We start from the raw sequence: 24,897 nt of genomic DNA, 5'->3' as shown, positions 1-24,897 counted from the left end.
CCTTCCACCATCGAGGCGATCATATCGAGCACCTGCTTATCCTTGATCACCAGGGTTGGGTCTGCCATGCTCGTCGTGAGCCAACCTGCGAAGCCATGCCGGCTTCGGTTTTCCACTTTTTCGATCAGCCCATGGACGTAACGGGACTGTTCGAGTCGTTCGAAATAGCGGCGCATCGGCCCACTGGCCCATGACGCATCGCCGGTCACCTGCGCAATGCCGTCCCAATCGCTATTGTGCGGGTACACCGTGATCATCGCATTGTGCGCGGTACAGCCGCCTAGCGTCCCGGCTCTCGGATACAGAACCCCGTCATGCTCCGCTACGTACTTGCTGTCACGCCGGCGTCGATCGGGATCTCCATAGTGTTTGACAAAGTAATCCCAGCGAAACGTCTCATCCTCGGTGGCAAATCCATGAAACATCGGCACCGAGTAGTTCGGATTCGTCTCATCGCCGCCAGCCTCGAGCAGCGCGACCCGGAACCCAGCTGTCGCGAGGTTGGCGGCGACCGGCCCACCACCGGCACCGGATCCAATCACGATGTAATCAAACGTCGCGCCATCGGCCGGCCCTGCCGGGGTGGCACAGTGGATGGCCCCACGCTCCCATTGTTTAAAGGCACGGAAGCAGCCGTCGAGCGGCAAGGTCAATCCGGTCATCGCGGCCAGCCTCAGAAAATCACGCCTGGTCTTGGGATCCATCATCGGACGTCCTCTTCTTGTTTCATCCCGCCGTGCCTCCCATGACAAATGAACTGATCGAAAACTGGCGCGTCATAGAACAACAGGTGAGCACAGCGTTAGAACGTCTTGAGAAACTCGATCAACGCATATTTGTCGTCGTCCGACAGACCCGGTTCCTCTTTGAAATGGCTCGTACCGAAATAATGGCCACGGTTCACGACGAAATCAGGGCACTTGTTGAACTCCAGGAGCGGCTCAACGAGATTGTCCCACACCTGGCGGGCTTGCTCGTCCGTGGCGCCCCTCGGCATCGCCTTCAAGTCCTTCTTAATTCGCACCAACAACTTGAGCAGCTTTTTCTGATGCGCAATGCGCTCCGTCAGCGTCATGCCTTCCGGCAGCAGGTTGACGTTCGACAACAGATTCACCGGGGTCCCGGCCGGAATCGGTCCGATCTCAATGCCTCCCTTTTCAAAAATCGAAGGGAAGAGTCCTTCCTCCAACAAGGACAGGTCTTGGAGCACCTCCGGCAAGTACCCCTTGGGGATCCGGAGATAACTCGTCGCCGTCGTGCGGTCGATGACGCCTGGTACCTTATCGCCGAAGATGGGATCCTTGTCTCGCTTCTCCGGCCAGAGCAATTGCTCAATCGAGGATTGGAAGGATTGCAGCCGGGCCTCAACGCTTGGGCTGGGATTGAATCGGCCGACGCTGTTGTTCAACAGAAACGGCGCCGTCGACCAGAGGCTCACCAACGAGGCAGGCCGCGTGTACCCGCGCCCGTCGGCCGGCATCTCATACGGCTTCGGCTCGCCGGTGAGAGGATGGTGGACCGTAATCGTCCCTACCGAGGGGAGAGCCTTATAGGATTGGGAAGAAAAATTGTCCCAGATGTTCTCGCCGATGGCGTTTGTCGCGAGCGGGCTACAGGCGTTGGTTTCCAGCAAGGTGACCGGCACACGCACTTCGGTGGATAGAAAGTTATTGTCGAGGAAGTCGTCCCGCATGACGATCTTCTTCATCTCTCGCTGAAACTCTTCGGTCTTCGTCCATTCCCAGTATTTCTGCCAGCACCCCAAATACCCGGACCCTGCACAGCCGCCGGGATCGAGCCCGATCGCCGGGGTAGGCAGCTTACTGGAGTGACATCGCGCGCACCGCTCGGCAAACACTTCCTTGCCGTGCGCCAGTTGGGTCGTATCCCTGGTGAGATGCTGGGCGCCTCCGGGAGCGTCGCGCAATTTGTGCGGGTCGGTGGTCTTCAAAAAGAACAAGGCCAGATTGGGAGTCTGCGACTCGGTGGCTTGCCAATAGGCGGAATGGTCGCGAGCGACGGCAATCCGCATGGGCGTGATCGGATGTCCGCCGACCAAAGGCTTGAAGTGAAGGAGCCATTCTTCGCTGAACAGGCCGATGTTCAAGAAGACACGATTGAGCGCGCCCAGGGCACCGACGGAATCCGAGCCGTCTTTAAGCACACGAGGCGTCCACACGACGTTGGGCGATTGAAAAAATTGGGTCAGCGGGCCGGTCGCGACATAGTCGTTGAACTGCTTGTTGTCCAAGCCGCCGCCCGCCAGTGTTTCCTTCCCCCAGCGCTGCCCTTGCTGCAATCGAGGCGCCAACGCATAGACGGCGTTCATCGTTCGTGGATTGTTGATGTAGTCCGTGGAGACCAGTGAAGTGTCGAGCGCCCCGGGACGCGAGGTGTGAAAGAGCTGAAACGGGAAGCTTGATTCGTCGGCATCCCAGGTAAAGATCCGATCGATCCAAAAATACTGCGCTCCGACATTGGAGCTTAGGTTGTTCCATTGGGGATGCTCTGGGTCGTCCGGCGGCTTGACCGGATTGGGACCGACATGACAGAACGCGCACGACATCCCGACACGATACGGTTTCACTAGGTCTTTGGACAAATAGTAGCTGGGATCCTCGTAGTAACGCGTGGGGTTCCATTTCTTCGCAGCGGCTTCGTCGAAGTCGGGATTCGGAAAGAGCCGCAACCCGACGATACCGGTCGGTTCCCCATAGTATGAGCCGAGCGGCAGGTTTTTTCCGCGCGCCCCAATCGCCACGCCGGGATATTTTTTCTCGTTCGCGAACGGGTCGGACGGACAATCACTGCGACGCTGATCCAACCATAGGCCATAATGAGCGGGGTCGGGACCTCTTGCCTTCTCGAAACAGGGTTCGTTGACCAGACCGAGATAGTGCCAGCGGTTGTGGCGGCTGAATTTGAGGCTCGGGTGCGACGAGAGCGTCTTCAGGAAATCCAGGTTGCCGAAGCTGGCGGTGGCGAGCGTATCCCAGAACCGATCGTTGCCCGCGGTCCAGACCAGCCAGGTATTTCGGCCTTGGATTTCTTCACGAGAGAGGGGGACTCCGCCATCCATATCGTGAAAATAATCCTCATCGGCCGCGAGGAATGAAGATGGGGCGCGTGCTACGCTTCGCGCTTCATCGATCACCTTCCCCGTCAGACCGCGCTGGAGGGTCGCGCAACTGATCAGGGCGATCATCCCCAGAATGCTCAAAATCACCCGCTTCGTCATACTTCTCTGAATGAGCATCATGACCTCCTGTTCCTGTTGAATACCTACGTCCGCCGCGACGACGTCGCCCACTCGGTCCTGCGAGCAATGGGAATGAAGCATCGATCTCGATGACCATGCCCTTCCGCCCTCTCCGTCTAGAATCTTACGCTTCAAAGCCTCGTGTTTCAAAAGGTTCAGGCCATAAAGTGGGTTAGCGGCGTTATCGCATGATCCAACCTTCATGCGACTACATGATCACTGAAGTACGCCACCACCGCCACCGCATTGCCCAGGTGGTCGATGGAGACTCCGGCAGATGCCGCCGCGCATTCATTCGCATAAGTTTTGCCGCCGCAACCGCAGACTGGGTTGAATATGTCTGGGCAGAATTCGGTCTGGTCGCGCTGCTGGCCTGCGTGCATGTGGCGCCGTTCTTGCCGGGAATCTCGCGGAGGTGTTCGCCTGCCAGATCGGGATGCTGGGTAACGACAGGCCCGTCGATGAGCCCGATCTTCACGTCTGGGCTCCCGCTGGTGCGATCCATCAACGAGGTGAGCTTGACGATCGCCAAGGGGTTCATTGCACGATCCCCTCCACTGTTTAGGTCAGATGCACCCACGTCGCCACGGAAGGAACGCCGTCCGTATCGACAATGAAGAGCATGTACCACCCAGGCGGTGCGAGATTCCGGTTGCCGGGCACCGCCACGCGCAAGGATGTTGCCGTGCGAGCCGCGATCGGGAGATCGACAAGCCGCTGTTCGCAGTTGAACGAATGCGTAGTCACACCGCCTCTGACCAAATGGGTCCAACGTATCTGAGCTGCCTGCGGCGTCGGCACCGAGACCTGCTGTCCATAGTTCCATTCAGTGATTACAGTGCCGATCGTGGGTCGCGGGCCTTTGAAGAGGTACGGCGGGCTGAAGACTTCGAGGCGCATCTCCTCTTCCGGATCCGGCGGATCCCATGTAACCGAGTGGCCGCCTTCTGGATTTCCGCCGGCGGCGACAACGCGGCCGTCCGGCAAGAGCAGGGCTGTCGAGTGATAGAGACGTGGGATGGTGGAAGCGGCCATCAACTGCCACTGCCCGGTCGCCGGATCATAGGTCTCAGCCTGGAGCCGAGTGAGCGGCTTGTCTTCTTGCTTGAGTGATCCACCAGTGACGAACACAGTCCGGTCCGGCAGGAGCACGGCATTCAAGTGTAACCGTGGCAGCAACATCGGCTCAGCTGCGACATACTCGGGGTGTGGTACTTTTAAATCTACGATGCTCACCATTCCGGTTGCGTCGGTTTTATCCGGCTTGCCGACGGGACCGCCACCCATGATCATCACCAGTTGATCTTGCGCGGGCGGGAGGAGCACGCTGGCAGACTGGTTTCGTAACACAGGATCGAGTAGATCTGGTACGAAGGTCAGACCGATCGGGTCCCGTGAGAGATTCAGCACGCAGGGTTCGACTTGCAGAGGGTCGTCCATCCGGCCGCCCGAGAAAAAGACACGACCGTCTTGCATCAAGAAGAGATGGGCGTACAGCGGAAGGCCTGGGAAAGCGGCCGGAAGGTGCAGCGGCTGCCATGAATCGGTCGCGGCAGAGTACAATTCCACAGCCTGGTTGTGGCCGTTCCCCGCTTCGTTGAGACCGGTTGTCGCCAGCACCCGCCCATCACCCATCGCTATGAGCGTCGGGTACCAGCGTCCATGCTGCATCTTTTTGACGAAAGCCCAGGTCTCTTTAAAGGGGTCGAAGACAGCGACATCTGCGCGGCCTTTGAACGGATTATAGTCAAGGGTTCCACCAGCCGACAGCATGCGGCCGTCCGGCAGAAGCGCATCCCCGCCGCAGAACAAATCGAAGACTTTGCCGTCAGGAGTCCGTAGTGTGGTCGGATGTGAGAAGTTCGGCGCCCCGGAACCAGGTGGTACCGCCGGGTCCCACACCACGCTCGTAAAGATGCCCTTCGCTTCGTTGCCGAAGTCCGGGCTCGAGAACCGCACAGCGCTGCTCCCAGAGCCGGCAAAAAACAGCACCTTTCCTTTGGGCAGCAGAGCTGCATGCACGGCGAGGACGCCGGACTTGAACGGCAGTACTTCCCACTTTCCTTGGCGGGCCGGATCGGAATCCAGATCGAAGACCTCGTACAGGCCGGCATTCTGCTGGGGCGGGTTGTCGATGTTCAGCGCGATAAGCTTTCGAAGTCCACCGAGATTGGCTGCCGTAAGACCACCGCCCTGATTCTCCCAAGAGAACCAACCGGGGACACCCATCCATGGTCCCCAGCTGTCGACGTCGCCAGTGATCTGCAGCCGCGCACCGCGTTTGAAGAACGCCTGGTTCTGCCCAGGGGCGTTGTCAATCTGGAAAATGACGAGATCGTGATCGCCGGCCTGATTCCCATCGACCACCACGACACCCGCACCCTGGTTTTCCCAAGAGAACCAGTCCGGCACCAGCTGCCAACCAGTCCAGCCGGCGGTGACACGCCCGTCCGCATCGAGACGTTTCCCGATGCGATAATAGGCCTGGTTCTGCTGTTGGGGGTTGTCGATCATGAGGACGATCAATTCCGGATGACCATCGCCGTCAAGATCACTGATCGCGATGGCACCATGCTGGTTCTCCCAAGGGAACCAGTCTGGGATACCTATCCAATCAGTCCAGCCGCCGGTGACATTGCCGTTGTTGTCCAGTGATCGACCGACCCGATAGAACGCCTGATTCTGTCCTTGCGACGCATCGATCATAAATGCCACGAGATCGAGCTGACCGTTTCCGTTCAAGTCCCACAAGGCGAGTCCTGCGCCCTGATTTTCAAAGGAAAACCAGTCCGGAATATCAATCCATGGTCCCCAACCGTCGGTGGGGATGCCGGCAGCATCGAGACGCTTGCCAACTCGATACAGGCCGCGGTTCTTGGCGGGCGGGTTGTCCACCATAAGAACGACAAGATCCTGGCGACCGTCGCCATCTACATCACCGATCGCAATATTGCCGCCGGCGTTTTCCCATGGAAACCAATCCGGCACATTCGTGAATCCGTTTGGCATCTTCTACTCCTTGGTTCACTCAGAACCTGTTACGATTCGTACGGCAAGACTCAGATTCTCGTGAAACGGCCGACTCAAAGCACGGCCGACACCACCCGTATGAACTGGTTGCCACATGTGGTCCCAGTCGTTCAGTCGCGAACGGCGACTCCACCACCTTTAGGGTCGTGACATCGCATCAGTCTCTCGAAGTTCCGTCGGTATCGGACGGTCGTCGCGTCCTATTAGTCTTCCCCATCGCTCAAGCATTTGCTATGCCTCCGTCCTAGCGAAATGGCCTTCTTAAATTTTTCATATGGATTAGTGAAGAAATGAGTAGGCTGTGCGGATTCACGCGTATCTTGTTGGATACAATACGTATCTTTTCTGATACACGTTCTTTTTCATATCGTTTCGAGAATAGTGCGGCCTGTGCGGAGATGAACAATATCAGTAGGAATAACTGCGTGTCATAAAGATGCGTGTGTGTCTCTATGACTTTCGTGAACACGTGTGATTGGTGTGTTGCCGTGAGAGTCTGATCGGCTATGATTACCTATCTTGTTGAGAAACCTACGATGCTGCCGTCATAAGGGAGCCTACAGCAGCGCAGTGTTTGATCTGCCATCATGGATTGATGACCCGAGGCCCCAATGCCGAACGTCGTGCCACGGAGATCACGGTGTTGACGTTGGTCGTGCTTCCCGTGCTCTATCGGCGGATGGAGCTAAGGAAGACTTAACATCATGAGGCGGGGTCTTTCATGTTTACTCCAGGACCTTCGACAGAGGTAGCAACATGAGAGCATGAAACATGTACAGGCTTCCTGACGAGCACGACTCAACCACAAGCGAACTTATTTACTGTCCCTCTCTGGAAAGTTTGTCGCATGCTTCAACCACGTCTTGTAGCACTCGGTCTAGTCCTCCCAATAATCCGCCCCTTCCGTAACCATTTCCAGTATACTTACCCTTACACAGGGGATGGAGTCCCCCGTATAACCGCCTCGGCCAGGCTGATGACTCCTACGCTACCACTGCCGTAGCCGTAGGATTGTTGCCGGTTCGGTGGCGACCGGCTCACAGAGGCATGTGCTTCGGCCGGAACGGAGGACTCATCAATGGAATCGACCTTTCTCACCGCAACCCTGTGGCTCGCCCTCGCCGTTGCCTCCGCTCTCATTGCATCCTCCCTGCGTCTCTCGATCGCATTAGTGGAAATCTGTGTAGGAGTGATCACTGCTGTGGCAGCCGATGTCTTGAACCTTGGCGATGTGCTCGCAACCGATTCGGAATGGGTGAAATTTCTCGCCGCCTCCGGTGCCGTCGTCCTCACCTTCCTGGCCGGTGCAGAGCTTGATCCTGATATCGTTCGCCTGAAGTTGGCCGAGGTCACGGTGGTCGGGTTGGTGGGATTCATTGCGCCGTTCCTTGGCTGCGCCACCGTCGCCTATTACCTTCTGGGTTGGGATGCGAATGCCAGTTGGCTCTGCGGCGTCGCCCTCTCCACAACGTCCATGGCGGTGGTCTATGCCGTAATGCTGGAGACCGGCTTCAATAAGACAGAGTTCGGCAAAGGAGTTCTGGCCTCATGTTTCGTCACGGACCTGGGAACGGTGATCGCCCTCGGGCTGCTCTTTGCGCCGTTTACCTATAAGACTCTTGTATTTATCGTGGGCATGATTCTGACCCTGATGACGTTGCCCTACATCACCGCGTGGCTGACGCGGCACTATGCGCATCGTACGGCTGCGATCAGAACGAAATGGATTATGCTGACTCTCTTCGGATTGGGCGCGTTGGCGTTCTGGTCGGGGAGTGAAGCGGTGTTGCCGGCCTATCTCGCCGGCATGGTCCTCGCGGGAAGCGCCGCGAGAGACCGGCACTGGATTCGTCGATTGCGAACACTGACCGTGGGATTCCTCACGCCCTTTTACTTTCTTCGCGCCGGCACATTGGTGTCCCTGCCCGCTCTGCTTGCCGCTCCATTTGTGTTTCTCGGGTTGCTCATGGGGAAAGTCGCGTCGAAGATTTTTGGCCTCTATCCCTTTATCAGCTTGTTCCGTCAGGATCGGAAGGAACGCTGGTACTACACACTCTTGATGTCGACCGGCCTGACGTTTGGAACGATTTCTTCGCTCTACGGCCTGGCGCACGGATTGATTACTCAAGAGCAGTATTCTTTTCTCGTAGCGGCGGTCATCGCGAGCGCGGTTGTCCCCACAGTCATTGCAGGCCTGTTTTGTGTTCCGACCCATCTTTTGCCGAAACCCGATCAACCGAAACAAACCGCCAGGCGAATCAATGACCTGAGCGACGAGGGCTAGAAGTCAAAAAACCGCAATGCCGGATCACATGTTTAATCGCCGGTTTTGCGAGGATTTATGAATTGCATTTCCTTGCTCCAGGGCTTAAGCCTGGAGCCGGATCTCTCGCTGATGAGAGTATTTAGGCGCTTCCGACACCCGCGATCGTTACAGGAATGATGAATAATCGACTTCTCCACTCCGGTTTTCGAATTTGATGTGATCGCAGATGAAGCGCGTACCAAGTCACATCCCGTCCGGCGTCTGGGTGCTGGGCTTCGTCAGCATGTTGATGGACATCTCATCGGAAATGATTCACAGCTTGCTGCCGTTGTTCATGGTCACGACCCTCGGTGCAAGCACCATCGCCGTCGGCCTTGTCGAGGGATCGGCCGAATCCCTTGCTTTGGTTGTTAAAGTATTCTCAGGCACGCTAAGCGACTATCTTGAAAAACGTAAGGTGCTGACGGTGCTTGGTTACGCCTTGGGCGCATTCACCAAGCCTCTCTTTGCGCTCGCTTCAGGAATAGACACGGTATTGACCGCGCGATTGCTGGATCGTGTCGGAAAGGGTGTGCGTGGCGCTCCACGCGATGCCTTGGTGGCGGATATCACGCCGCCGCATCTTCGAGGCGCAGCGTTCGGCTTGCGGCAGTCGCTGGATACCGTCGGCGCGTTCGTTGGTCCATTGGTGGCCGTTGGGTTGATGCTTATCTGGGCCAACGATTTTAGGGCAGTCTTCTGGGTAGCCGTCATCCCAGGATTGCTGGCTGTGGTGCTGCTGATGTTCGGGGTTCGGGAACCTGTGCGCCGTCAAACCGAGACGAGGACAAACCCTATTCGAAGGGCTAATCTCCGACGACTCACCTCCACCTATTGGTGGGTGGTAGGAATCGGATCGGTGTTCACGTTGGCGCGGTTCAGCGAGGCGTTTCTAGTCCTCCGTGCCCAGCAAGGGGGAATTCCTATCGCTCTTGTCCCGTTGGTCATGGTTACGATGAATCTGGTTTATGCATTATCGGCCTATCCGTTCGGCAAGCTCTCCGATGCGATGAGCCATACGAAGTTGCTCGTATCAGGCCTGATCGTCTTAATCGCGGCTGATATGGTCCTGGCCGTCAACGATCACTGGGGTATTGTCATCTTGGGGGTCATCTTGTGGGGGCTACACATGGGGATGACGCAAGGCTTGCTCGCGGCCATGATCGCTGATACCTCACCTACGGATCTGCGTGGGACAGCATACGGCTTCTTCAACTTGGCCTGCGGGTTAGCCATGCTTGTCGCAAGCGTGCTTGCTGGTATCGTCTGGGAAGAATTCGGCGCGCCGTTCACATTCTATGTGGGGGCAACGTGTGGCGCTTGTGCGATTGCACTGGTTGCCGTTAAGGAAGGTGGGTCTTCAAATGATGGAATCTGCCCGCAGTAGAGGTTTCCACGGTGATCATCGGTTTCTTCGGAAAGGACTCAAGAATGTCTGTCGTTAGTTCATTGGGACTGTTTGTGCTCGCAGGATTGTGTGAAATTGGAGGTGGGTATCTTGTGTGGCTTTGGTTCCGCGAGGGACGGCCAATTGCATACGGAATTGCAGGAGCGGCCATTCTTATTTTCTACGGCATCATACCGACGTTTCAACCAGCCCATTTTGGCCGTGTGTATGCCGCCTATGGCGGAATGTTTATCGTATTGTCCCTGTTATGGGGCTGGAGTATCGACGGGGATCGGCCTGACGTCTATGACGCGATAGGAGCCATTCTCTGTTTAGGCGGCATGATTGTCATGATGTATGCTCCCAGGACATGAGGAAGAAGGAGTCGATTATCCCGAACGCATTCCGGTTGCGGAAAATCACCTTGGAGGCGTATCAGGAAGGTAATGGCCATGTGTCCATATCGCGAATCCACTTCTGAAGCCACACCGTCAAACAACTCCGTGACAATACTTTCGATTGGTGGATTGAGCGCAGCGTTGCTGGCTTCTGTCTGCTGCATCGGGCCGGTGATCTTCGCAGCGCTTGGTGTGGGAGTCGGAGCTACAGGCTTCTTGGCCGGTACGGCTGGAGTCTTGAAGGGACTTCTGCCGTATCGACCGGCTTTCATCGGCCTGACGCTAATTCTGTTGGGCAGCGGCTTTTATGTTGCTTATAGGAGGCCGGAGTCGGCACGATCTGTATCAGGAGAAGTGTGTACGCGAGGAAGTGTGAAGGGTCAGAACCGGACATGGCTTTGGATCATGGCGTCGTTGGGCTTGGCACTGGTTCTGGCGCCTTATTGGTTGGGCCTATGATTTTCGGTAAAGCCGGACTGTGGGGTATTGTGCGTCATTTTTTGTCCGGCCGTTCTCTCTTTCAGGAAAGCGAGGCGATTAAGAGGAGGAAACCAACCATGTGGAAAATCGTTCGCACGATGATCGTAATCGCGGTTGTGACCGTGAGTCTGAGCGGATTCCAAGAACTTGTCGCCGGAGATGAACGTCAGGAGACCGTCACATTGCAGATCGATGGAATGACCTGCGGGGGATGCGTCAAGGATGTCAAAGCCGCGCTGGCCAAGGTGCCAGGGGTCAGCGAGGTTGGGCTCAGCACGAGGAAGAAGTGGATCTGGTTCCCTGATTATTCAGACGCCCGTGCGTCAGTGACGTTTGATCCACAGAAGACGAACGTGGAAGCATTGATGAGTGCCGTCGAAGCAGCGGGCAACCCATTGTCGAAATACCGAGCCCAGTTGCGCGATAGATAGATAACGATCATCCATTCTTGGGCTAGGAGCTTGAAGGAGGCGTTTTCATGACTCATGAGACGAATGCGCCAAATAATCTGTTTGCTGAACTGCGGAAGCTGAGCCCTCTAGTCACCGGCGGTCTGTTGCGCATGCGGCAACAAGCGTATCGGGATGGAGCTGTGGCAGCCAAGTACAAATTACTTACCGCCATGGCCATTTCGATCGCGATTCGCTGCGAGCCTTGTATTCGAGCCTACGTCCTGATGGCCCACCACCAGGGGATCACCCAGGATGAATTGGTTGAATTCCTCGAAGTCGCGATGACGATGCAAGGTTGTCCCGGAGAAGAATGGGCTCTCAAGGCTTTTGCGGCTTATAAGGACTGTATGGACGGTCGGATAGGTCAAGAGCGGTCCGCTTGTTGTCAGCATGCGGTCGAGGAAGCCAAAGAGTGAGGCGCCGTATGTGCGGACATAGGCCCTTGTCGGTGTTGAATGTTGCTCAGCGTATGATCTGCAGCTTCAGATTATCGAAATAGGTCACGGCATCAGATTTGGCCCAGAGCCCGACCTGGCAATAATTGGGAGGAGTGTTGGAGAGCAAACCGCATGGTCTATCGCCAGGTCACTTCTTCCCAACAGAGATGGACAAAGGTTTCAAAGGGTGGAAAGTTGTTTGTGTTTTGTTCCTTGGACCGCACCCACAGATCGATTTCCATCCCGGCCGGGTCGGTTTCGCCGCCAGGCAAGGTGCGTTTAACCGGGTAGCGGACCGCGTGGGTCTTGGGATCGCGAGAGCGCTCCATCACCATGAAGTGGGCATCATAGTCCTTGTAGAGTACTTGGTCATCCTTGTACATCGTCGCGGTGCCCCAGCCGCCCAAGTACAGCCAAGTTTTCGGATATAGAGGATCGCCATTGTTCGAATCTCCATGTTCGTAGATTCTGGTGGCGATGCCTCCGTCCTGGAACGGAGCTTTCGCGGCAAATCGATCAAAGACAATGCGATACCGGTCAGCTCCCTCGACGAACTCGGCCACCACTCGCCCCTTGTTGGTCAGTTCGTTCACTTCGATCTCAATCGTCCCTTTCGCTGCATTCAAGTGTTTGCCCTCATAGTCCAGATGATCCCAGGGCGTCGTATCGCTCATACTTCCGATGAGCATCGCCCGATCGCCCTTGAGGCGAAACTCACCGCTGTAAAACGGGTGTTCGGAAGCCTTGAAAATCCTGGTGCCCTCATCTCCCTTGGGAGTTCCAAACTTGCCTTCTTCGGCATGCCCAGGGGAAACAAGAAGTCCTGATGCCGTCAGCAGGACAGCGGCAATACGGTTTGCGAGATGCGTCATTGTGTACCTCTTGGATAACTCCCAATTCTAAAGTGAGAAATGAATAGACGACCAGCGTAACACAATGACAGGCATGCTTCCCAACATGCCGCAGGTGACGTTGACCCAGTGGTGAAAAAGGTTGAGCTGGCAGGCTGCGGAACAACTCAATTTATGCGCCTGAAGCGGCTGCAACCAAGCGCCTCTTGCTGTGAGCCCAACGACTTGCTCCGATTGGATCGTCATGGCTGCTTCAGCGCTGCCGCGCTCAGCATGATGACTTCGATTTCTTCGGTGATTTCCTCTTGGCGCAAGTTGTTCCGTTTCAGGACAAGTTCCCCACTGTCCTTTTCCAACCGTTGAATGGCTTGGTCCATGTGTTGGAAGCGACGGAGATTCTCGGCCATCAATGAGCTGTAAAAGACCTCGTGCAAGAGGCTGAACAGGTGCTGGTCGATCAGGTCTGTCGCAAAGGCGAATGGATCGAGGTTCAGCAAGGGCGGATAACCTGCGCGAACCGGCCGGCGTGCACGCTTCATCGGTTCGTGAACGCGTATCCCACCCCCTTCTGAGACGGGACTCTGGTGAACGATCGTGAACTCCAAGCGGACTCCGGGTTTCTGCTGCGCCTGCAATTCCCTCAGCTTCTCCATCAGTCCGATGAGAACCACGGGCACTTCCTCGGCGACGGTCGGGCCGGCGAGCGACGCCGTGACCCGTCGGTCCTGCGCAAGTTTCGCGATAAGCTTCCGCCCAATGAGAATCAGAGACGGTTGGTGCGGTGAACGCTCACGGATGTGCCGCTCCATGCCGTCCCGCAGCTGTTCATTGTAGTCTCCGCAAAAGCCCCGCTCTGAACCGATGATCAGCCACACCGACGTGCCCTTGCCCAATCGGCGACCGGCCTCGGGATAAAACGTGAAGAAATCCTCCGCAGCAGCCTCGATGCTGTTCACCACTCGACGTTGGGTTGAGAGAAAGCGGGCCAATTTTTGCCGCTCCATGAGGGCGAGGTTCTTCATGGCACAAAGAATCCCGCTGATGTCACGCAACGCGTGGAGTCGATCGTCGAGTTCTTGTCGTCGGCTCATGTGGCCGAGCCTTCTTTGAACCAACTTGTCACGGCCTCGGCCCACTGCTCGTCTCGATGGTCGAGGGTAAGGCGACTCGGGGACAGATGCGACTCGATGCGTCTCAGCACCTGTCCGATCCTCTCCAACGGAACGTCGTCGAACAAGCCACGATTGAATCCTGTGAGCCAGGCCAGTTGAAATTCGATGGGCTGCGGAGAGAGCCGATCTTGTTTCAGGATCTCCCGCAACAGGCGGCCTCGTTTGATCTTGGCTTCCATCGTCGCTTCCAATTTTGCTCCGAACCGCGTGAAGACTTCCAGTTCGAGGAACTGCAGGAAGTCCAGTTTCATGCGTCCAGCCTGCTCCTTGATTCGCGGATGCTGCCCCTTGCCACCGATCCGCGAGACCGACCTGGTGACGTCGATGGCGGGGACCGTGCCTGCGGCGAAGAGTCGCGTATCAAAGTAGATTTGACCATCGGTGATGGAAATCAGGTTGGTCGGGATATAGGCAGCAATTTCCCCTTGTGTGGTCTCGACGATCGGCAGCGCCGTCATGCTGCCGCCTCCCAATGAAGGCGCCAAGCAGGTGGACCGTTCGAGCAATCGCGAATGAAGAAAGAAGATGTCGCCCGGATAGGCTTCACGCCCGGGTGGGCGCCGCAATAACAACGACAGTTCCCGATAGGTTTGCGCGTGAGTGGTGAGATCGTCGTAGACCACAAGGCTGTCGTGGCCATGCCACATCCACTCTTCGGCCAAGGCGCATCCCGCGAAGGGAGCAAGGTACTTGAGCCCTGGCAGCGCAGTTGCCTCAGCTGCAACGACGACCGTGTACTCCAGGGCACCATAGGTCTTTAACGTATCAATCGTGTTGACGAGGCTCGAACGCTTTTGACCGATTGACACATAGACGCATCGCACGTCTTTCCCACGCTGGTTGATGATCGTGTCCAGAGCGAAGGCGCGCTTGCCGATTCCATTATCCCCGATGATCAACTGACGTTGCCCTTTTGCGACGGGAATGAGGGTGTCGACGACCTTGCTTCCCGTGTACAGGGGACGATGGACAAAGTCCCGAGCCACAATCGGAGGAGAAGGAGTGAACAGTTCGCGTCTGCTCGGAGAATCCAATGGGGACTGTCCATCCAGCGGATCACCCAATGGATTGATCACGCGTCCGACCAACCGGTCTCCGACTGGGAGACTCAGACGTTGACCGGAGAGATGCGCGATCCTCCCCGCAGTCAATCGGGTCGTTTGGATCAGAAGAATGGCACCGAGGCGTTCCTTGGCCAAATGGAAAACGAGGGCACGACTGCCATCCTCAAGCAAGAGGACTTCTTCAATGGCAGCGGAGGGGAGTCCCTCGATCCAAACGATCCCGTCGCCGAGGGATCGGACGCGGCCTTGCTCCACGATGCGCAAGCCCAGACGATATTGCTCGAGCCAGGCTGTTTGACGGGAAAAGCGCGAGTTATGAAGCATGGGTGGCACGCGATGATTGTGTCATTTCAGAGAAGGCTTTCAATTCGTCTTGCAGGTTTACTCCCAGCATCCAGGGACCAAGGCTGAGACGGATGCCGGCCAGCAAGCTCTGATCTTCGCGCCACTCACAGGAAATGGACTGACCAAGTAAAGACCGAAGGGCTTCCAGCAGAGACTGCCGCTGCGACTGGCTGAGAAGATAGGCGCTGGTGACGACGGCTGGCACATCAGCTTTCGCACAGGCTGTTCGAATGGCTTGCCGTCGATCATCGGAAATCCGACCCAGATCTTCGAGTAGGAGTTCCACCAGGTTGGCCTCGAGTTCAGCACTCGCGAGTCGTGCGAGCAGCCGGGCGGCAAATTGTCCCGCCTGAGCAATGGCAGCATCTTCCGCTTGTCGTGTCAGGTCAGCCAATCGTCGTTCTTCCAACGCCCCGGCCTTGTCGCGTTCCTGTTCAAGCGAGGTCCGGAGCTCGGCCAAAAGCCGAACCTTCTCGGCCTGCACCTCTTCCACCATCCGGTTCCGAACCGTTTCTTTGTTCCGGTTCCATTCCACCAGCCGATTCTCATACTGTTCCCGCAAGGCTCGTGCTTCATTTCGCAGGGTTTCCGCGTCAGAGACCGTTTTCTGGATCTCGGCCTTGCGCTCGGCAATGACCTTCAGGATAGGTCTATAGAGCAGCCGCTTGAGAATCCAGACCAGCACCAGAAAGTTAACGATTTCTAGCGCAAACGTTGTCCAATCCAATTCCACGTTTCGCCTTTTTCGGTTTACCGCCTCGCGCTGCTCCGGTATGCCGGACCATTCTCGATCATTTCAGTAGATACTCCAGCAACGGATTTCTGAACAGAATGATGAGCACGATCACCAGACAGTAGATGGCCAGTGACTCGATCATGGCCAAACCGATAAAGAGAGTCCGTGTGATCGCCTTTTCCGCTTCCGGCTGCCGCGCCAGGGCCTCCAACGCTTGCGTGATCGCCCGTCCCATGGCGATGGCGGGTCCCAGGGTGCCGATCGCAATTGCCAGAGCGGCGGATACGGTGGACAAGACTGCAAACCAGGCCATGTCTCGCATAAGGTCATCCTTTTTCTAATGGTGAATGGAGCGCTCGTGTCTGGATTGCGCCGGCGAGATAGATCAATGCCAGCATGCCGAAAATATAGGCTTGGATCAGGGCTTCAACGATATGGAGCATCAAGAGCGGAATCGGAGCCAGGAATCCAGCTACCAGCAACACCAATAATGCCGCCATCTGCAGACTCATCATGTTTCCGAAGAGGCGTACGGCTAAGGTCAGGGTCCGTGAAATCTCGCTAATGATATGAAACGGCAACAGTAAGGGCGACGGCGCGAGATAATGACGGAAGTACTGCTTGATCCCTTCGATGCCGATGCCGAACCAGTGGACGGACAAGAACACGAGGATAGCCAATGCCGCCGTCACCGACAGATCGCTGGTCGGCGCATGGATGCCGGGGATGAGACCGATGAGATTGGCCAGAATGATGAAAATCCATAACGTGGCAATGAAGGGGAAAATTCGTTCTGCATGATCAGGCAACACCGAGCGGATGGCATCATCGATGGCTCCTAGAGCACCTTCCACCGCGGCTTGCATCGGGCCGGGCTCACGACATAGGCGGCGAGTGACAGCCCAGGAGAAGAGTGCCAGTATCAGTATGATCCCCCATGTGATCACGATCGAATGCGTGATATGGATCGGCCCGATCTGAAAGGCTGTGCCAGCCGCTTCTCCTCCGCGCATGCGCTATTCCTTGATAAGGCGATACACGTTGAACGCTCCCGCGGCGGCCCCGATGATGATCAAGCTGAGAGTCCATCGCAGCGAGTAGCCTTCAACGAGCCCATCCAGCCAACGGCCGAGATAGGCTCCTACAATGACCGGCACCACAAAGAGGAGCCCCAGCGTCCCGAGGTAAGCTGTTTGTGCCAGCAGAGTCGGTCGATCCTTATCGGCCTGCTGCCTGCGAGAGACCTGTTTCGATACGCGCTGTTTCAACTCATCGTGGTTATTCATGTGTACGGCTCTCGACCGCGGCCCAGACTCCACAGTCTCCTGAACATTTGTTCTTCAAGGCGATGGAAACTCTCTTTGAGCTCCCGCAAAGCAGCCTCTTCCACGCCTAACTGTTCCTCCAGAGCCTGGGTCATTCGGGCGCAGTCCGGGCTGCGCAGGTACCGTCTTGTGTTAAGAAACAGCTCGTTATTGACGAAGTACAGCAACCCTCCGGGCAGGGCGAGGAATTGCCAGCCGCTATCGTCCGTGCGGAAGCGCGCCAAGCCGAACTGAAGCGGCGTCATCATGCGATGGTGGCCTGCCATGATCCCGAAGCTGCCGGAGGCATCCTCGCCCACGAACATGGTCACGCGCTCAATACGTTCGTATTGGGTCGCGCTTTGCAGGTACAGGGCGAACGGCGTCATTGCCGGGTCTCCTGCATTGAGCCTCGCATATAACAGTGGTCTTCTGATATCCCATCGAACTCGCCGCGGAGAAAGGCTTCACAGTCTTGAAGAATTGCCTCCAGCGGCACCGATGCGCCCTTGATGTCGGTGAAGGCGGACGTGACGTGAAACGGCTGCGTGAGATAGCGCTGCAGTTTGCGGGCGCGCATTACAATGCGACGGTCCAGTTCGGACAGCTCCTCCAACCCCAGCATGCTGATGACGTCCTCCAATTCGCGGTACCGCGCGAGGTGCTCGCGTACGCCCTCGGCCACTGAGTAGTGTCGATCGCCCAGAAAATGTCGATCCATGAGTTTGCTGCTGGACTGGAGGGGATCGACGGCCGGATAGAACCCTTTGCTAGCCTGAGAGCGTGTGAGAATCACGCTGGTATCAAGATGATTGAGAATGCTGGTAACGGCGGGATCGGTCATGTCGTCTGCGGGCACGTAAATCGCCTGCACAGACGTGATTGCCCCTTTCGTCGTGGAAATGATGCGATCCTGAAGTTCAGCCACTTCGCTCATTAGGGTCGGCTGATAGCCGACGGTGGCCGGCATCCGTCCCAGCAGTCCTGAAATTTCGCTCCCGGCCTGGACAAAACGGAACACATTATCGATCAAAAACAATACCTCCTTGCCCAGAGTATCTCTCAAGTATTCGGCATAGCTCAACGCCGCGAGGCCGACACGAAATCGCACACCCGGGGATTCGTCCATTTGGCCGAATACCATCAGGGTGTGGGCCATGACTCCTGCCTGCTGCATCTCATGCCAGAGTTCGTGTCCCTCTCGGATACGTTCCCCGACGCCGGCGAAGACGGACACGCCCTGATGCATATTCACAATTGCATGCATAAACTCGGTAATCAGGACCGTCTTGCCGATTCCTGCTCCGCCGAACAACCCCGTTTTTCCGCCCCTGACAAAGGGACAGAGTAAATCAATGACTTTGATGCCGGTTTCGAGAATGCCGCTCGCGCTGATCGTCTGATGGAGCGGCACCGGTTGCCCGAGGATATTGCGAAACTGCTCAGTGCTGAGAGCCGCTCCACTATCCAGTGGTTCGCCGAAGACGTTCAATAGTCGGCCGAGACAGTCCGGTGACACCGGCACCTGTAATGGGGCGCCTGTATCAAACACCTGCATCCCCCTCTGTAATCCACCCGTGCTATGAAGAGTAATCGCTCGTACATGACATTCGTCGAGGTGTTGGTAGACCTCAAAGATATATCGCTCGTTGTCGAGCGCAGAATAGAGGGCCCGGTGAAGAGGAGGTAAGTGATCGCAGGCGATGTCGACCACCGGTCCATGGACGGCGGCGATGGTGCCGATTGTATTCTCAGCTGGATACGGTGCTGTCGTTACCATCTCAGCCTTCGCTGCTTGGAAAGAAGTGTCCGGCTTGCATGTGGTTATCGTTGTTATCTCATATTAGCCGACCTCTTCAAGCCGAGCCGCATTTGCTCGCTCTGACTCATGCGGCCGATCTCTAAAAAGGTCTGGCTCCAGGACATGCCTGGACATTCGAGCAAGACTCCTTCGAGCAAGCAGTCTGGTGAACGAATGATCACCTGCAATACTTGTGTGTCATCGCGTACCTCTTGGATAGCAGCCTGTTCTAAAGTAAGAAAAGTCGACGATCATCGTAGCACAATGGTACGCTTGCGCCCCAATTGACTGGCGACCGCGTTGAATCAGCAGTGAAAAGGCTTGTGCTTGACACGAAGGTCGGCACAGTATTTACACGCTGCCTAAGGGCAGGTACTATCCTGTTCGCAGAAGACGCAGAATGGGTGCGGGAGAAGCATTCGCCTGCTGGACGTAGCTTACGTCATGTCGAATTATGCATGCGTGCGCCGTTATCCACATGATAGGCTGGCGCACGGTATTTCGATGATTTCAGAACGCCGTCCCGCATGAGAGGACCATTGATGGAAAGCAGGCGGGGTATGGTGATGCAAATCGTTGCTTGGGGAATCTTCGTCGGTTTGATGGTTCCGGGTTTGGGGCTGGCCGGTACTCAACAGATTCCGACGGCCAACGGCCACGATTTGCAGAGTCAAGTCAAGGGCACTGCCAATAAGGTCATTCCGGCGGTGGTGAGTATCGCATCCACCGTGATGGTGCGCGATCAGGCCTTCAGCGACGAAGCCTTGCCGTTCGGTCTGTTCAAGGAGCCGCCGACCCGTCGACAATATGGCCAGGGGTCGGGCGTGATTGTCACGCCGGACGGCTATATCATCACGAATAACCATGTGGTAGCTGATGCCGTCGATGTGGAAGTGATCCTGGCGGATCGTCGCCAATACAAGGGAAAGGTGGTCGCGACGGATCCAAAGACCGATGTGGCGGTGGTGAAGATTCACGCCTCGAATCTGCCGTCAGCGGTCTGGGGGGATTCGAGCCATCTGGCCGTCGGCGACTTCGTGCTCGCCATCGGCAACCCGCTGGGATTGAGCCGCACCGTCACGTTCGGCATCGTGAGCGCGGTGGGGCGCGCGGATGTCGGTGTGGCGGACTTCGAAGACTTTATCCAGACCGATGCTCCGATCAATCCTGGGAATTCAGGGGGAGCGCTCGTCAATATTCAGGGCGAGCTGATCGGGATCAATACAGCGATCGCGAGTCCGACCGGCGGCAGCGTTGGAGTCGGGTTTGCGATTCCCAGCAACATGGCCCGTGCCGCCATGCAAAGTCTTCTGAGGACTGGTCGTGTGGTGCGAGGATTTCTGGGAGCCTCGACGCAGGACGTGACTCCCCCACTGGGGAAAATTTTTCGCTTGCCGGATGTCAAGGGCGCGATCGTCACGGATGTGCAATCCAGAGGGACGGCGGAACGAGCGGGGCTGAAGCGAGGCGATGTGGTGGTGCGTTTCGACGGGCGAGACATCATGGACAGCGGTCAATTGCGAAACCTGGTGGCGCAATCGCCGATCGGAAGTAAACATCGCTTGGATCTCATCCGGGATGGGAAGCAGTATCAAGCCGATCTCGTCATTCAAGAAGCGCCGCGTGAACGTGCGAAGAAAAGTCAAATTGCATCGTCGGCTGTATCGACCGTCCATCCGCTTGCAGGCGTCGTCTTTGATGACGTCACTGTCCCTTTAGCACGGCAGCTGGATTTGCCCGTGAATACCGGCGTTGTGGTAACGGATATTGAAGAAGGCAGCTTAGCCGAAACCTCCGGTTTGCAACCGGGTGACGTCGTGCTGGAAATGAACCGACAGCATGTGAACAGTTTTGCGGTACTCCAACGTCTCGCCGATCCCCTTAAACCCACCGACCTCGCCCTCCTGCTCGTGAACCGTCAGGGCAACGTCATGTATATCCCGATTCAGGGAGAATAGTGATCTGTCGACCTGCCTCCACGTCCTCACGCCGTATGCGGCAATGTCTCTAGAGACATGCTTCCTGTAGGATAGTAGCGGTTCGGCCCTACCCGAGGCATCCTCATGAAAAGGATGCTGGCTTGCTGTATCAAGACGATACGGTTGGTCAAAAGGTTACAGACCTTCGATCGAATCAGAGAGTAGATTGTCTCTGCTCCGATCATTCATTCACACCCAGATCGCCTGTAACCTTTCCCCCTCTCGCTCCGTCTTAAAAGTAGAGCGATTGGAGGCTTCGATGGGCTGAGGACATGACTGCCATGGTCACAAGGTGCATCACGAGACCTCGCAGATCTGTTCCAAGCTGCTTCTTATAGTGACTTCACAGGAACGAGTATGAACGGCCTGTTTCTTGCTCGTGTTTCTGAGGGAGTGCCATTGGACGCAGGACAGCTACCTCGCACAGGTCACCGGTCATGCGACCGTGGAAATTGAACAGGTCCTGAGGTACCCCAGCCATGAGCAAGTCCTCGATGCAGGACAGCTGCTCTGACTCTGTCGCCTCGACGGAGTTCCAGTGATGGTCAAGGTCCGGGCTTCCAGCTTCTCAGCTCGGACCGAGTGCGGGGTGGAGGCCGACCCTCCCTTTGCCTCTACCCCGGCCTCACATCGAGGTCTCTGGGGTCGTTTCAAACGCAAGGAGCACAGGATGCTGGGATACGGTAAGCGCGTATTAGTGGTTGACGATGAAGAACAGATCGGCCGCCTTCTGGTAGATCAACTGGAGTCGCACTACTTTGCGGTGGTGGCGGTCGCGGATGGCTTGCAAGCTTTGAGGAACCTACACCAACGTCATTTCGATGCTGTGATCACCGACCTACATATGCCGTACCTCGATGGCCTCGACCTCCTCCGGCAATGTCACCTGGTGTGGCCGAAGCTGCCGGTCATTCTCATGGGCGGTGATCTGCCCGGTATCGTTTGGCCGTTGATGGCCCAGGGTGCCTTCGCCTATCTGCCCAAACCAGTCGATACCGAGAAATTGATCCATGTTCTTTCCGAGGCCATCACACACAGGGCTGATTCTCGATCTAGTCAGGTCGAGATGCAGTCCCACATGCTCGAAGCCGAACGATGCTGGGCGCTGTGAACAACGGGTACCCAGTAGGCGGGTGGACTCATGGAAGATGAGGCGTGTTGATGACAAGGAGAGTCACCCATGCGTATCATCGGATCGGTTACGATGAGCGTGTAATATCCGCTACAAATCCGCCACAGAGGTTTCTCACCAATCAATTTATGCATACCCGGTGGGCGTGGGTGGACTGCAAGGGCTTCGATCTTTGAGAGGATGCGGTGAATGACGGAGGGATGAGTACTTCCAATTCGTGGCGCGCCGAGCGGGAAAAAGCAATGGAACACTCAGCCACGGAGCTTGCCTAGCCGGCGAAGCCGATCTTTCACGGCATCCAGAAACTCTCGCGGTTCACGGATTCGATTCCGCGCGACGACACTATTATAAAACTCTTCCCAGATTCTGCTGGATCGGAACCAGCTGAACATCGAACGCTCGTTCCGTAAACCAGACGAGTGCGATGGCGAGTTGGCTCATTTCCACCCCCCACGTTGAAGCTGACCAGATTCAGCAACAGTGAGTTGTGAGACACCTCGAGATCTGTAATCATCACAGCGAAGCCGAAGCTATGGATAACGCTCAGCTCTTCACTTGGCGGACCATGCCTCCCCACTAGGGACAAGAACAGGGGGTGGGAACTTTTTCCCACCGCAGACGTCTTAGTGGTCAAAAGGGCTAATTTTAGGGTCCTGGATCAAGGTCAAGAATGACCACTGAATTGAACAGAGGCCTAAGGTTGGAAATAACAGATGACCGCCACTTCTTTGAAGGGAAGGTGGCTGACCTTTTGGATCGGCTCTATGGCGCAGCGCTTCGGTTGGCGAAAAACAGGGAGGATGCGGAGGATCTGGTGGCCGAGGCTGTTGCCAAAGCCTGGGCTTCCCGACGGTCTCTCAAGGATCCGGAGAAATTTCGGTCCTGGATCTTCCGGATCCTGACAAATACGTTCATCAGCGGCTGTCGCAAACAAGCGGTCCGCCCTCAGGCCGAAACATTCCAAGAACATCCATCCGATGTTGAGACTGCTTTCTCGCTCTTTGAAGAACTCCACCAGCCGTTCCTTCTGTGGTGGGGAAACCCAGAGAAGGACTTTCTCAACAAACTGCTTTCTCAAGACATTGAAAAGGCAGTGGATACTCTTCCAGAGGCCTTCCGAATGGTGATCGTCCTATCCGATATGGAGGGATTTTCGTACCAAGAGATATCCGAGATCCTCAGGGTCCCCGTAGGAACCGTCCGTTCACGGCTGGCCAGAGGACGCGGGTTGCTCCAGAAAGCCCTTTGGGAACACGGCAAAGACGCTGGACTGATTAAGTCTACATGATGACACGAGGAGATTGATGAAAAAGGTAAAGACTATTGGATGTGAAGAAGCCTTAAAGCACCTGCTGGCCTATTTGGACCAGGAGGCTGGAGCGATCAAACGACGTGAGGTGGAACGTCACATCGAGATCTGCCGGACCTGTTTCTCGCGGGCGGAGTTTGAGCAATCGTTGAAAACCCGTCTTCGAGAGGCGGGTCGGGGAACGATGCGATCCTCATTTGAGAAGCGGATCAAGATCCTCTTTGACCAGTTCACAACCAAACAGAAGAGAGAAACGCCATGATCACACGCCGGGACCGCATGCCGGCGGCCAAAGCTGTTATGCGAATATCACTCAGGATGCATCATTGTGGGCGGGTTGTGGAGGGCAACCTCGTCCGGATCGATTGAATTTGTCCGGGTTATTCAATTGACTGATTTCCGAGTAAGCCATAGAAAAGGAGACGAGCCATGGTTGCATTTGTCGGAGAAAAAAAGGAGTCGATTTTCAAAGCGGTGTCCGAGATGTATACCGATGTTGCGAACCATCCGGGCCGACAATTCCATTTCCCGACCGGACGCCCGGCCTGCCTGTTCGTCGGATATCCGAGCGTACAGCTGGACGCGATTCCCGAGACGGCCGTCGAATCGTTTGCCGGCGTCGGCTACCCGTTCGCAGTCGGCGCCATTCAACAGGGCGATCGAGTCTTGGACATCGGGTCTGGATCCGGCACAGATGCTTTGATCGCTTCCACGTTGGTTGGTCCAAGAGGAAAGGTCTATGGGCTGGATATGACCGATGCGATGCTGTCAAAGGCCAGAACGAATGCCAAAAAGATGGGAGTATCTCACGTTGAGTTTCTGAAGGGGAACGCAGAGAAGATCGCCCTGCCCGATGCCTCTATCGATAGTGTTACCAGCAATGGTGTCTTGAATCTCGTCCCAGATAAACCGACGGCCTTTGGCGAGATCTTTCGCGTCCTCCGTCCTGGTGGCCGAATTCAGATCGCGGACATCGTGTTGGGCAAGCCGATCAGGCCTGAATCCAGGAACGATCCGCAGCTCTGGGCGGAGTGTATTGTTGGCGCTGTGCAAGAAGAAGATTACCTTGCGTTGTTCCGTGCGGCCGGCCTCAAGCATGTCACCGTGATCGGGGCGTTGGACTACTTTTCCGAGAGCTCGGAGGCCGATACCCGAGAGGTAGCGATGAAGTACGGGGCAAAGACTGTTGTGATCACAGGAAGCAAGCCGTCTTGACGCATGGCCGCGTGGCGCTTTCTTGTCTTTGCAATAAGGAAAGGGCGGCGGCTCAGAATGCCACATCCACCATGTCACTCAAGAAAGGAGACTCTCCCATGAATCCAAATCAAACACTGTGGGAAAAGGGCGACTTTACTCGGATTGCGGCCAGCATGCGTGAAAGTGGAGAAGAGCTCGTGGAGAGCCTCGGCGTCAGGAAGGGGTTGAAAGTCCTGGATCTCGGTTGCGGTGATGGGAC

25 protein-coding genes and 1 riboswitch are annotated in these 24,897 nt (G+C 56.3%); of the genes, 11 read left to right on the top strand and 14 right to left on the bottom strand.

Translation table 11 applies throughout. From position 1 onward, the window contains the following. The 4 genes from P0120_24795 to P0120_24780 form a co-directional block, all read right to left on the bottom strand. A partial coding sequence (locus tag P0120_24795) for a GMC family oxidoreductase N-terminal domain-containing protein (GenBank protein ID MDF0677529.1) occupies positions 1-707 on the bottom strand: 707 nt, incomplete at its 3' end. Between the two features lie 95 nt (positions 708-802). Then, on the bottom strand, positions 803-3,259 hold the full coding sequence (locus P0120_24790; protein ID MDF0677528.1) for a hypothetical protein: 2,457 nt from the start codon (positions 3,257-3,259) through the stop codon (positions 803-805). A 208-nt stretch (positions 3,260-3,467) separates the two neighbouring features. After that, positions 3,468-3,800: a hypothetical protein gene (locus P0120_24785; protein MDF0677527.1), complete on the bottom strand. Its 333-nt coding sequence runs from the start codon at positions 3,798-3,800 to the stop codon at positions 3,468-3,470. Between the two features lie 20 nt (positions 3,801-3,820). Further along, entirely contained in the window at positions 3,821-6,268 is a 2,448-nt protein-coding gene (locus P0120_24780; protein MDF0677526.1) for a DUF1929 domain-containing protein, read from the bottom strand. 949 nt (positions 6,269-7,217) lie between these two features. Then, positions 7,218-7,282: riboswitch (Fluoride riboswitch) on the top strand. An 85-nt stretch (positions 7,283-7,367) separates the two neighbouring features. Here P0120_24780 and P0120_24775 point away from each other — a divergent pair. The 6 genes from P0120_24775 to P0120_24750 all read left to right on the top strand — a co-directional run bounded on the left by P0120_24775 (position 7,368) and on the right by P0120_24750 (position 11,727). Continuing rightward, positions 7,368-8,573 (top strand): cation:proton antiporter, encoded by a 1,206-nt coding sequence (locus P0120_24775; GenBank protein MDF0677525.1) that lies wholly within the window; start codon positions 7,368-7,370, stop codon positions 8,571-8,573. A 208-nt stretch (positions 8,574-8,781) separates the two neighbouring features. Next, positions 8,782-9,981: an MFS transporter gene (locus P0120_24770; protein MDF0677524.1), complete on the top strand. Its 1,200-nt coding sequence runs from the start codon at positions 8,782-8,784 to the stop codon at positions 9,979-9,981. Positions 9,982-10,025: 44 nt separating this feature from the next. After that, complete coding sequence (locus P0120_24765) at positions 10,026-10,355, top strand: YnfA family protein (protein MDF0677523.1); 330 nt, start codon at positions 10,026-10,028, stop codon at positions 10,353-10,355. 72 nt (positions 10,356-10,427) lie between these two features. Beyond that, positions 10,428-10,838: a mercuric transporter MerT family protein gene (locus P0120_24760; GenBank protein MDF0677522.1), complete on the top strand. Its 411-nt coding sequence runs from the start codon at positions 10,428-10,430 to the stop codon at positions 10,836-10,838. A gap of 98 nt (positions 10,839-10,936) precedes the next feature. Next, on the top strand, positions 10,937-11,290 hold the full coding sequence (locus tag P0120_24755; GenBank protein ID MDF0677521.1) for a cation transporter: 354 nt from the start codon (positions 10,937-10,939) through the stop codon (positions 11,288-11,290). A gap of 47 nt (positions 11,291-11,337) precedes the next feature. Then, positions 11,338-11,727, top strand: a complete 390-nt coding sequence (locus tag P0120_24750; protein MDF0677520.1) for a carboxymuconolactone decarboxylase family protein — start codon at positions 11,338-11,340, stop codon at positions 11,725-11,727. A 158-nt stretch (positions 11,728-11,885) separates the two neighbouring features. Here the strand turns inward: P0120_24750 and P0120_24745 are convergent, their stop codons facing one another. From P0120_24745 to atpD, 9 genes are all read right to left on the bottom strand, one after another. Continuing rightward, positions 11,886-12,620, bottom strand: coding sequence for a hypothetical protein (locus P0120_24745; GenBank protein ID MDF0677519.1), 735 nt, complete (start codon positions 12,618-12,620; stop codon positions 11,886-11,888). Positions 12,621-12,841: 221 nt separating this feature from the next. Then, positions 12,842-13,690, bottom strand: coding sequence for a F0F1 ATP synthase subunit gamma (locus tag P0120_24740; GenBank protein MDF0677518.1), 849 nt, complete (start codon positions 13,688-13,690; stop codon positions 12,842-12,844). Further along, positions 13,687-15,159 carry a F0F1 ATP synthase subunit alpha gene (locus P0120_24735; GenBank protein MDF0677517.1) on the bottom strand — a complete coding sequence of 491 codons (1,473 nt, stop codon included), beginning with the start codon at positions 15,157-15,159 and terminating at the stop codon, positions 13,687-13,689. Before P0120_24735 ends, P0120_24740 begins: the two co-directional genes overlap by 4 nt. Next, the gene (locus P0120_24730; protein ID MDF0677516.1) at positions 15,149-15,913 is read right to left on the bottom strand and encodes a F0F1 ATP synthase subunit delta; all 765 of its coding nucleotides are present in this window, start codon (positions 15,911-15,913) and stop codon (positions 15,149-15,151) included. Before P0120_24730 ends, P0120_24735 begins: the two co-directional genes overlap by 11 nt. A 58-nt stretch (positions 15,914-15,971) precedes the next feature. Continuing rightward, positions 15,972-16,238: a F0F1 ATP synthase subunit C gene (locus P0120_24725; GenBank protein MDF0677515.1), complete on the bottom strand. Its 267-nt coding sequence runs from the start codon at positions 16,236-16,238 to the stop codon at positions 15,972-15,974. A 4-nt stretch (positions 16,239-16,242) separates the two neighbouring features. Further along, positions 16,243-16,929: a F0F1 ATP synthase subunit A gene (locus P0120_24720; GenBank protein ID MDF0677514.1), complete on the bottom strand. Its 687-nt coding sequence runs from the start codon at positions 16,927-16,929 to the stop codon at positions 16,243-16,245. Positions 16,930-16,932: 3 nt separating this feature from the next. After that, on the bottom strand, positions 16,933-17,202 hold the full coding sequence (locus P0120_24715; GenBank protein MDF0677513.1) for an AtpZ/AtpI family protein: 270 nt from the start codon (positions 17,200-17,202) through the stop codon (positions 16,933-16,935). Beyond that, positions 17,199-17,609, bottom strand: a complete 411-nt coding sequence (locus P0120_24710) for a hypothetical protein (GenBank protein MDF0677512.1) — start codon at positions 17,607-17,609, stop codon at positions 17,199-17,201. The genes P0120_24715 and P0120_24710 overlap by 4 nt, the downstream gene beginning before the upstream one ends. After that, complete coding sequence (gene atpD / locus P0120_24705; GenBank protein ID MDF0677511.1) at positions 17,606-19,000, bottom strand: F0F1 ATP synthase subunit beta; 1,395 nt, start codon at positions 18,998-19,000, stop codon at positions 17,606-17,608. The genes P0120_24710 and atpD overlap by 4 nt, the downstream gene beginning before the upstream one ends. 581 nt (positions 19,001-19,581) lie before the next feature. On the opposite strand from atpD, the gene P0120_24700 reads away from it, so the two are divergent. Continuing rightward, positions 19,582-20,979 carry a Do family serine endopeptidase gene (locus P0120_24700; GenBank protein MDF0677510.1) on the top strand — a complete coding sequence of 466 codons (1,398 nt, stop codon included), beginning with the start codon at positions 19,582-19,584 and terminating at the stop codon, positions 20,977-20,979. A 691-nt stretch (positions 20,980-21,670) separates the two neighbouring features. Next, entirely contained in the window at positions 21,671-22,111 is a 441-nt protein-coding gene (locus tag P0120_24695) for a response regulator (GenBank protein ID MDF0677509.1), read from the top strand. A gap of 272 nt (positions 22,112-22,383) precedes the next feature. On the opposite strand, the gene P0120_24690 is transcribed toward P0120_24695, so the two are convergent. After that, on the bottom strand, positions 22,384-22,524 hold the full coding sequence (locus P0120_24690; GenBank protein MDF0677508.1) for a hypothetical protein: 141 nt from the start codon (positions 22,522-22,524) through the stop codon (positions 22,384-22,386). 347 nt (positions 22,525-22,871) lie between these two features. On the opposite strand from P0120_24690, the gene P0120_24685 reads away from it, so the two are divergent. From P0120_24685 to P0120_24675, 3 genes are all read left to right on the top strand, one after another. Continuing rightward, positions 22,872-23,420 (top strand): sigma-70 family RNA polymerase sigma factor, encoded by a 549-nt coding sequence (locus tag P0120_24685; protein MDF0677507.1) that lies wholly within the window; start codon positions 22,872-22,874, stop codon positions 23,418-23,420. Between the two features lie 16 nt (positions 23,421-23,436). Continuing rightward, complete coding sequence (locus P0120_24680; GenBank protein ID MDF0677506.1) at positions 23,437-23,703, top strand: zf-HC2 domain-containing protein; 267 nt, start codon at positions 23,437-23,439, stop codon at positions 23,701-23,703. A 167-nt stretch (positions 23,704-23,870) separates the two neighbouring features. Then, entirely contained in the window at positions 23,871-24,656 is a 786-nt protein-coding gene (locus P0120_24675; GenBank protein MDF0677505.1) for a methyltransferase domain-containing protein, read from the top strand. The last annotated feature ends 241 nt before the right edge of the window (positions 24,657-24,897 follow it).

It is taken from the genome of Nitrospira sp. (assembly GCA_029194675.1).
In the GTDB taxonomy this organism is placed as follows: Bacteria; Nitrospirota; Nitrospiria; order Nitrospirales; family Nitrospiraceae; genus Nitrospira_D.
The sequence above is the reverse complement of the archived record's forward strand: the minus strand, read 5'-3'. Positions and strand labels throughout refer to the sequence as shown.

Coding starts and splice junctions, on each gene's coding strand:
- P0120_24790 (MDF0677528.1), bottom strand. CDS start 3,259: ATGATGCTCATTCAGAGAAGTATGACGAAGCGGGTGATTTTGAGCATT.
- P0120_24785 (MDF0677527.1), bottom strand. CDS start 3,800: ATGAACCCCTTGGCGATCGTCAAGCTCACCTCGTTGATGGATCGCACC.
- P0120_24780 (MDF0677526.1), bottom strand. CDS start 6,268: ATGCCAAACGGATTCACGAATGTGCCGGATTGGTTTCCATGGGAAAAC.
- P0120_24775 (MDF0677525.1), top strand. CDS start 7,368: ATGGAATCGACCTTTCTCACCGCAACCCTGTGGCTCGCCCTCGCCGTT.
- P0120_24770 (MDF0677524.1), top strand. CDS start 8,782: ATGAAGCGCGTACCAAGTCACATCCCGTCCGGCGTCTGGGTGCTGGGC.
- P0120_24765 (MDF0677523.1), top strand. CDS start 10,026: ATGTCTGTCGTTAGTTCATTGGGACTGTTTGTGCTCGCAGGATTGTGT.
- P0120_24760 (MDF0677522.1), top strand. CDS start 10,428: ATGGCCATGTGTCCATATCGCGAATCCACTTCTGAAGCCACACCGTCA.
- P0120_24755 (MDF0677521.1), top strand. CDS start 10,937: ATGTGGAAAATCGTTCGCACGATGATCGTAATCGCGGTTGTGACCGTG.
- P0120_24750 (MDF0677520.1), top strand. CDS start 11,338: ATGACTCATGAGACGAATGCGCCAAATAATCTGTTTGCTGAACTGCGG.
- P0120_24745 (MDF0677519.1), bottom strand. CDS start 12,620: ATGACGCATCTCGCAAACCGTATTGCCGCTGTCCTGCTGACGGCATCA.
- P0120_24740 (MDF0677518.1), bottom strand. CDS start 13,690: ATGAGCCGACGACAAGAACTCGACGATCGACTCCACGCGTTGCGTGAC.
- P0120_24735 (MDF0677517.1), bottom strand. CDS start 15,159: ATGCTTCATAACTCGCGCTTTTCCCGTCAAACAGCCTGGCTCGAGCAA.
- P0120_24725 (MDF0677515.1), bottom strand. CDS start 16,238: ATGCGAGACATGGCCTGGTTTGCAGTCTTGTCCACCGTATCCGCCGCT.
- P0120_24720 (MDF0677514.1), bottom strand. CDS start 16,929: ATGCGCGGAGGAGAAGCGGCTGGCACAGCCTTTCAGATCGGGCCGATC.
- P0120_24715 (MDF0677513.1), bottom strand. CDS start 17,202: ATGAATAACCACGATGAGTTGAAACAGCGCGTATCGAAACAGGTCTCT.
- P0120_24710 (MDF0677512.1), bottom strand. CDS start 17,609: ATGACGCCGTTCGCCCTGTACCTGCAAAGCGCGACCCAATACGAACGT.
- atpD (MDF0677511.1), bottom strand. CDS start 19,000: ATGGTAACGACAGCACCGTATCCAGCTGAGAATACAATCGGCACCATC.
- P0120_24700 (MDF0677510.1), top strand. CDS start 19,582: ATGGTGATGCAAATCGTTGCTTGGGGAATCTTCGTCGGTTTGATGGTT.
- P0120_24695 (MDF0677509.1), top strand. CDS start 21,671: ATGCTGGGATACGGTAAGCGCGTATTAGTGGTTGACGATGAAGAACAG.
- P0120_24690 (MDF0677508.1), bottom strand. CDS start 22,524: ATGTTCAGCTGGTTCCGATCCAGCAGAATCTGGGAAGAGTTTTATAAT.
- P0120_24680 (MDF0677506.1), top strand. CDS start 23,437: ATGAAAAAGGTAAAGACTATTGGATGTGAAGAAGCCTTAAAGCACCTG.
- P0120_24675 (MDF0677505.1), top strand. CDS start 23,871: ATGGTTGCATTTGTCGGAGAAAAAAAGGAGTCGATTTTCAAAGCGGTG.